Genomic DNA, 5,241 nt, shown 5'->3' on the forward strand with positions numbered 1-5,241 from the left:
CGGCAAAGGGGTAGCCGAAGCCCTGAGACTGGATGCGAAGCGCCAATCCAGGCTCAGTGCGAGAGGCATCCCCAAAGCGCCAAGCGATCTACAATCCACACCCCGAATCAAAACTCTACCGATATTGAACACCCTAGCGCCAAGCGATCTATTATCCACACTCAGAACCACACTCTCTCAATAATGAACAACCCTAGCGCAGGCGCGGCAAAGGGGTAGCCGAAGCCCTGAGACTGGATGCGGAGCGCCAATCCAGGCTCATGGCCAGAGGCATCCCCAAAGCGCCAAGCGTTCTACAATCCACACCCCGAATCAAAACTCTATCGATATTGAACACCCTTGCGCCAAGCGATCTATTATCCACACTCAAAAAAAACTCACTCAATAATGAACAACCCTAGTGCTTACGCTTACGCGGCTTTTAGAAAAGCACCAATTCCGGAAAAATCATTAAAAACCGAACTCATAAAAAAAAGTTTAAAAGATTTTTAAAACGTGCTATATGTGATATATCGCTGTATAACTGACGTGTAAGCGGATACATTTAAATATACTATTCATAATTGACCAACAATTTTAAAAACACTGTTGACTCTAGTGGATATCCAAGATATGATGACATCAATCCAATATCAGTTCGTGATTCAATTCACAAACTACATAACCTAGACAACGAGATAAACAGAGTTCCAACATGTAAGTGATTTGATGAGGGGTGACTACAATGGAAAAACCAATGAGAAGTGACATGATTAAAAAAGGTGTAGACCGTGCACCGCATAGAAGTCTGCTATATGCTACGGGCGTTAGAATGAAAGATATGCACAAACCTTTCATCGGTGTCTGTAACTCCTATATTGATATTATTCCAGGCCATATGCATTTGAACAAATTCGCAGAAGTCGTCAAAGAGGCGATTCGTGAAGCAGGTGGGATCCCGTTCGAGTTCAACACAATCGGTGTTGACGATGGGATTGCGATGGGACATATTGGTATGCGCTATTCATTACCGAGCCGTGAACTCATCGCAGACTGTGCAGAAACGGTTATTAACGCTCACTGGTTCGACGGCGTATTCTACATTCCAAACTGCGACAAAATTACGCCAGGCATGTTGATGGCGGCAGTTCGAACGAACGTCCCATCCGTATTCGTCTCAGGCGGACCGATGGAAGGCGGCGTATCATCGACCGGTAAGCCTTTATCACTCGTTTCGGTATTCGAGGGTGTTGGAGCTTACAAACAAGGTACGATGACAGCTGAAGAATTGCTCGACATCGAACAAAGTGCATGCCCGTCATGCGGATCATGTTCTGGAATGTTCACTGCAAACTCTATGAACTCTCTAATGGAAATGCTAGGAGTAACAGTACCAGGTAACGGAACAATTCTTGCTACATCTAATGAACGTCATCGACTCATTAAAGAAGCCGCGGAACATCTTGTTCGCATGGTGAAAGAAGATATTAAACCGCGCGACATTATAACAAAAGAAACAATTGATGATGCATTTGCACTTGATATGGCGATGGGCGGTTCTACAAACACAGTCCTCCATACACTTGCTATCGCGCACGAAGCTGAAATTGAATATGATGTCCGAGATATCAACGAAGTTGCTAAGCGGATTCCGTATTTATCTAAAATAAGTCCATCCTCTGACTACACCATGCACGATGTCCATCTTGCGGGCGGTGTCAGCGCAATTATTAAAGAGCTATGTGAGATTGAAGGAGCCGTTCATCCAGATCGGATAACGATTACCGGCAAAACACTTTATGAAAACGTCAAAGACTCTCCTATTCTCAATGAAGAAGTCATTCGACGTCACGATAATGCATACAGTCCTGTAGGCGGCTTGTCCGTTTTATTCGGTAATATTGCACCGGACGGCGGCGTTATCAAAGTAGGAGCCGTTGACCCATCGATTACAGCGTTCCGAGGAAAAGCCATTGTGTTTGAATCTCAGGAAGATACACAAGAAGGTATCGACAACGGAACAGTAAAAGAAGGCGATGTTGTTGTTATTCGTTACGAGGGTCCGAAAGGTGGACCGGGAATGCCTGAAATGCTCGCACCGACTGCAGCAATTGCAGGACGTGGGCTGGCAACAAAAGTAGCACTCATTACAGACGGACGTTTCTCAGGGGCATCACGCGGTATCTCGATTGGCCACATTTCACCTGAAGCGGCTGAAGGCGGTCCTATCGCGTTAGTTGAAGATGGTGATATTATCTCAATCGACTTAACAAACCGAACGATTGAACTTGAAGTTTCTAATGAAGAACTAGATAAACGACGAGCGCACTTAAAACCATTCGAACCTAAAATTAAAAAAGGCTATTTAGCCAGATATTCAGCGCTTGTTACATCTGCAAGTACTGGAGCTGTTATGAAAATTTAATAGTGGAAATCAATGATGGGGCAAAAGTAATTAGAACTTGTATTCACAGAGAGCCGGTAATGCTGAAAGCCGGTAATACAACTAGTTGCGACATCACCCCGGAGTGGATTGCTGAACTTTAGTAGGTAATCCCGGGCGTAGAGAAATCGGCGCTCGTTATAAAAAGAATAGACCTAGTCTATTCATGAGGCGGCTAGATTGCTGCGAACAAGGGTGGTACCATGAAAAGTTTTTTCATCCCTATGTAAAGGAGAAGTTCTTTGCGTGGGATGAAAAAGCTTTTTTTTCATATAGAAAAGCGGAAGCGGCCGTCTAGACGCGACAGGCACAAGACAGTTTGCGAGGAGGCGTTCTTCAGCCACCGCAGCAAAATGACTTGTGACCCCGAGCGTCTGGCCGCTGGAGACTAGACAATACAAAAAAAGTAAGGAGGAGTTTATAGATGAATGCTGAAGTTCAAACGAAGCAAGTGGTAAAGGAAGTGGCGCTAGAGACAGTGCATGAGCCACACCAGACTGAACAACCGAAAGATGGGTCTGCTGTACTCATTCAAGCTTTGAAGGATCAGGGTGTCGACGTTATTTTCGGTTATCCTGGAGGAGCTGTATTACCGATTTATGATGCATTGTATCAAAACCCTATTTCCCACATACTTGCACGTCACGAACAAGGCGCGATTCATGCGGCTGAAGGATATGCACGTGTTTCAGGAAAACCTGGCGTCGTCATTGCGACATCTGGACCTGGGGCGACGAACTTGGTGACTGGTATTACGGATGCAATGATGGATTCACTGCCACTTGTTATCTTCACCGGGCAAGTTGCAAATACAGTCATTGGTACCGATGCGTTTCAAGAAGCCGATATTATTGGGATCACACAGCCAATCACAAAACATAACTACCAAGTGAATGATGTAGCCGATTTCCCAAGAATTATCAAAGAGGCATTCCATATTGCTTCAACAGGACGCCCAGGACCGGTTCTCGTTGATATTCCTAAAAATATTGCAACGGGGCTCTTCATTCCAACGGGAGATATGGACGTTGAAGTAGATCTACCGGGTTATCAGCCGACGACGACTCCGAACTATTTACAAATACAAAAAGCAGCAGCAGCCATTTCTGGGGCGAAAAAACCACTAATCCTAGCAGGTGCAGGTATCTTGCATGCGCAGGCGATGGATGAATTGAAAGAACTCGTAGAGAAGCATCAGATTCCTGTAACGAATACCCTACTTGGCCTCGGCGGTATCCGCGGTGATCATGAACTATTCCTAGGAATGGCTGGCATGCACGGAACGGTTACATCCAATATGGCGATTAGTGAATGTGATGTACTTGTCAATATCGGCGCGCGTTTCGACGACAGACTGACAGGTAATCTGGCATCATTTGCTCCGAATGCGAAAATCATCCACATCGATATTGATCCTGCTGAAATCGGAAAAAATGTACCGACAGAAATCCCAATCGTGGCAGATGCTAAAGAAGCATTGCAAGCACTATTGAAACAACAATTTGATTCACCAGAAACAGCGACTTGGCTGACATACTTAAAAGAATCCGCTGAGAAGTTCCCATTATGGTATAACAGCGATGATGAAGGAACAATCCTTCCACAACAAGCGCTAGAAATCATTCATCGCATTACAAAAGGCGATGCAATCGTCACAACGGATGTTGGACAGCATCAGATGTGGACGGCTCAGTACTATTCACTGAATAATCCAGATCATTGGGTAACATCGGGTGGTCTTGGCACGATGGGCTTCGGATTCCCAGCCGCAATTGGTGCACAAATCGCCAAGCCGGATGCACGCGTCATTGCAATTGTTGGCGACGCTGGATTCCAAATGACGGCGCAAGAGTTGTCGCTGTTACAAGAAATGCGTATTCCGGTCAAAATTATCATTCTAAACAATGGCTGTCTTGGAATGGTTCGCCAGTGGCAAGAAACTTTTTACGAAAAACGGTACTCACAATCATTGATGCCGGTTCAGCCGAACTTCGTGAAATTAGCTGAGGCGTATGACATTAAAGGCTATCGCATTGACACGTTGGAAGAAGCGGAAGCGGTATTCCAAGAAGCACTGTTGTCTGATGAACCCGTTCTCATCGACTGCCGTGTGAAACAATTGGAAAATGTCTACCCGATGGTTGTACCAGGTAGAGGACTACATGAAATGATCGGGGTGAGTAAACTATGAAACGAGTCATTACAGTAACTGTTATCAACCAAAGTGGCGTGCTCAATAGGGTGACTGGCTTGCTGATGAAAAGGCAGTTCAATATCGAAAGCATCACAGTCGGTCACACCGAAATAGCGGGCAGGTCCAAAATGACGTTCATCGTCAATGTAGAAGACGAGCGGAAAATCGAACAGCTCGTCAAACAGCTGCAGAAACAAATCGATGTTCTTAAAGTCAATGACATTACGGATAAAGCGATCGTCATGCGAGAGCTTGCGTTAGTAAAAGTCATTTCACCTCCGCATGTTAGAAGTGAAATGAACAGCATCATCGAACCATTCCGGGCAACGGTTATCGATACTGGAAAAAATGTCGTCACGTACCAAGTAATCGGAAATCCAGAGAAAATTGAAGCATTTATCGATTTGCTCAGACCTTATGGCATTAAAGAATTGACAAGAACAGGTGCTACAGCATTCGTTCGTGAAACACAAAAAGTCCAATTACCCCAGCTATCCATTTTAAAATAAGAAAAGCGTAGGGCGCCGTCCAGCCCCGACAGGCATAAGTAAAAAAGTAGGCAGTCTAAGTGCGCGACGTCCTGTCGCAACGACTGCATACCTGCATCCTTGCAGGCACGAGGAGG

3 protein-coding genes and 1 other annotated feature are annotated in these 5,241 nt (G+C 45.3%); all 3 genes read left to right on the forward strand.

Features of this window, described 5'->3' with window-relative positions:
• Positions 1–736: 736 nt before the first annotated feature.
• The gene (gene ilvD, locus I2484_RS20625; RefSeq protein ID WP_207152933.1) at positions 737–2,404 is read left to right on the forward strand and encodes a dihydroxy-acid dehydratase; all 1,668 of its coding nucleotides are present in this window, start codon (positions 737–739) and stop codon (positions 2,402–2,404) included.
• A 3-nt stretch (positions 2,405–2,407) separates the two neighbouring features.
• Positions 2,408–2,649, forward strand: a binding site (T-box leader).
• Positions 2,650–2,846: 197 nt separating this feature from the next.
• The gene (ilvB, locus tag I2484_RS20630) at positions 2,847–4,613 is read left to right on the forward strand and encodes an acetolactate synthase large subunit (protein WP_207152932.1); all 1,767 of its coding nucleotides are present in this window, start codon (positions 2,847–2,849) and stop codon (positions 4,611–4,613) included.
• Positions 4,610–5,125, forward strand: coding sequence for an acetolactate synthase small subunit (gene ilvN, locus I2484_RS20635; protein WP_067212339.1), 516 nt, complete (start codon positions 4,610–4,612; stop codon positions 5,123–5,125). The genes ilvB and ilvN overlap by 4 nt, the downstream gene beginning before the upstream one ends.
• Positions 5,126–5,241: the final 116 nt, after the last annotated feature.

The organism is Sporosarcina sp. E16_8, assembly GCF_017347095.1.
In the GTDB taxonomy this organism is placed as follows: Bacteria; Bacillota; Bacilli; order Bacillales_A; family Planococcaceae; genus Sporosarcina.

Excerpts from the sequence above, each read along its gene's own strand:
- ilvD (WP_207152933.1), top strand. The coding sequence starts at position 737 with ATGAGAAGTGACATGATTAAAAAAGGTGTAGACCGTGCACCGCATAGA.
- ilvB (WP_207152932.1), top strand. The coding sequence starts at position 2,847 with ATGAATGCTGAAGTTCAAACGAAGCAAGTGGTAAAGGAAGTGGCGCTA.
- ilvN (WP_067212339.1), top strand. The coding sequence starts at position 4,610 with ATGAAACGAGTCATTACAGTAACTGTTATCAACCAAAGTGGCGTGCTC.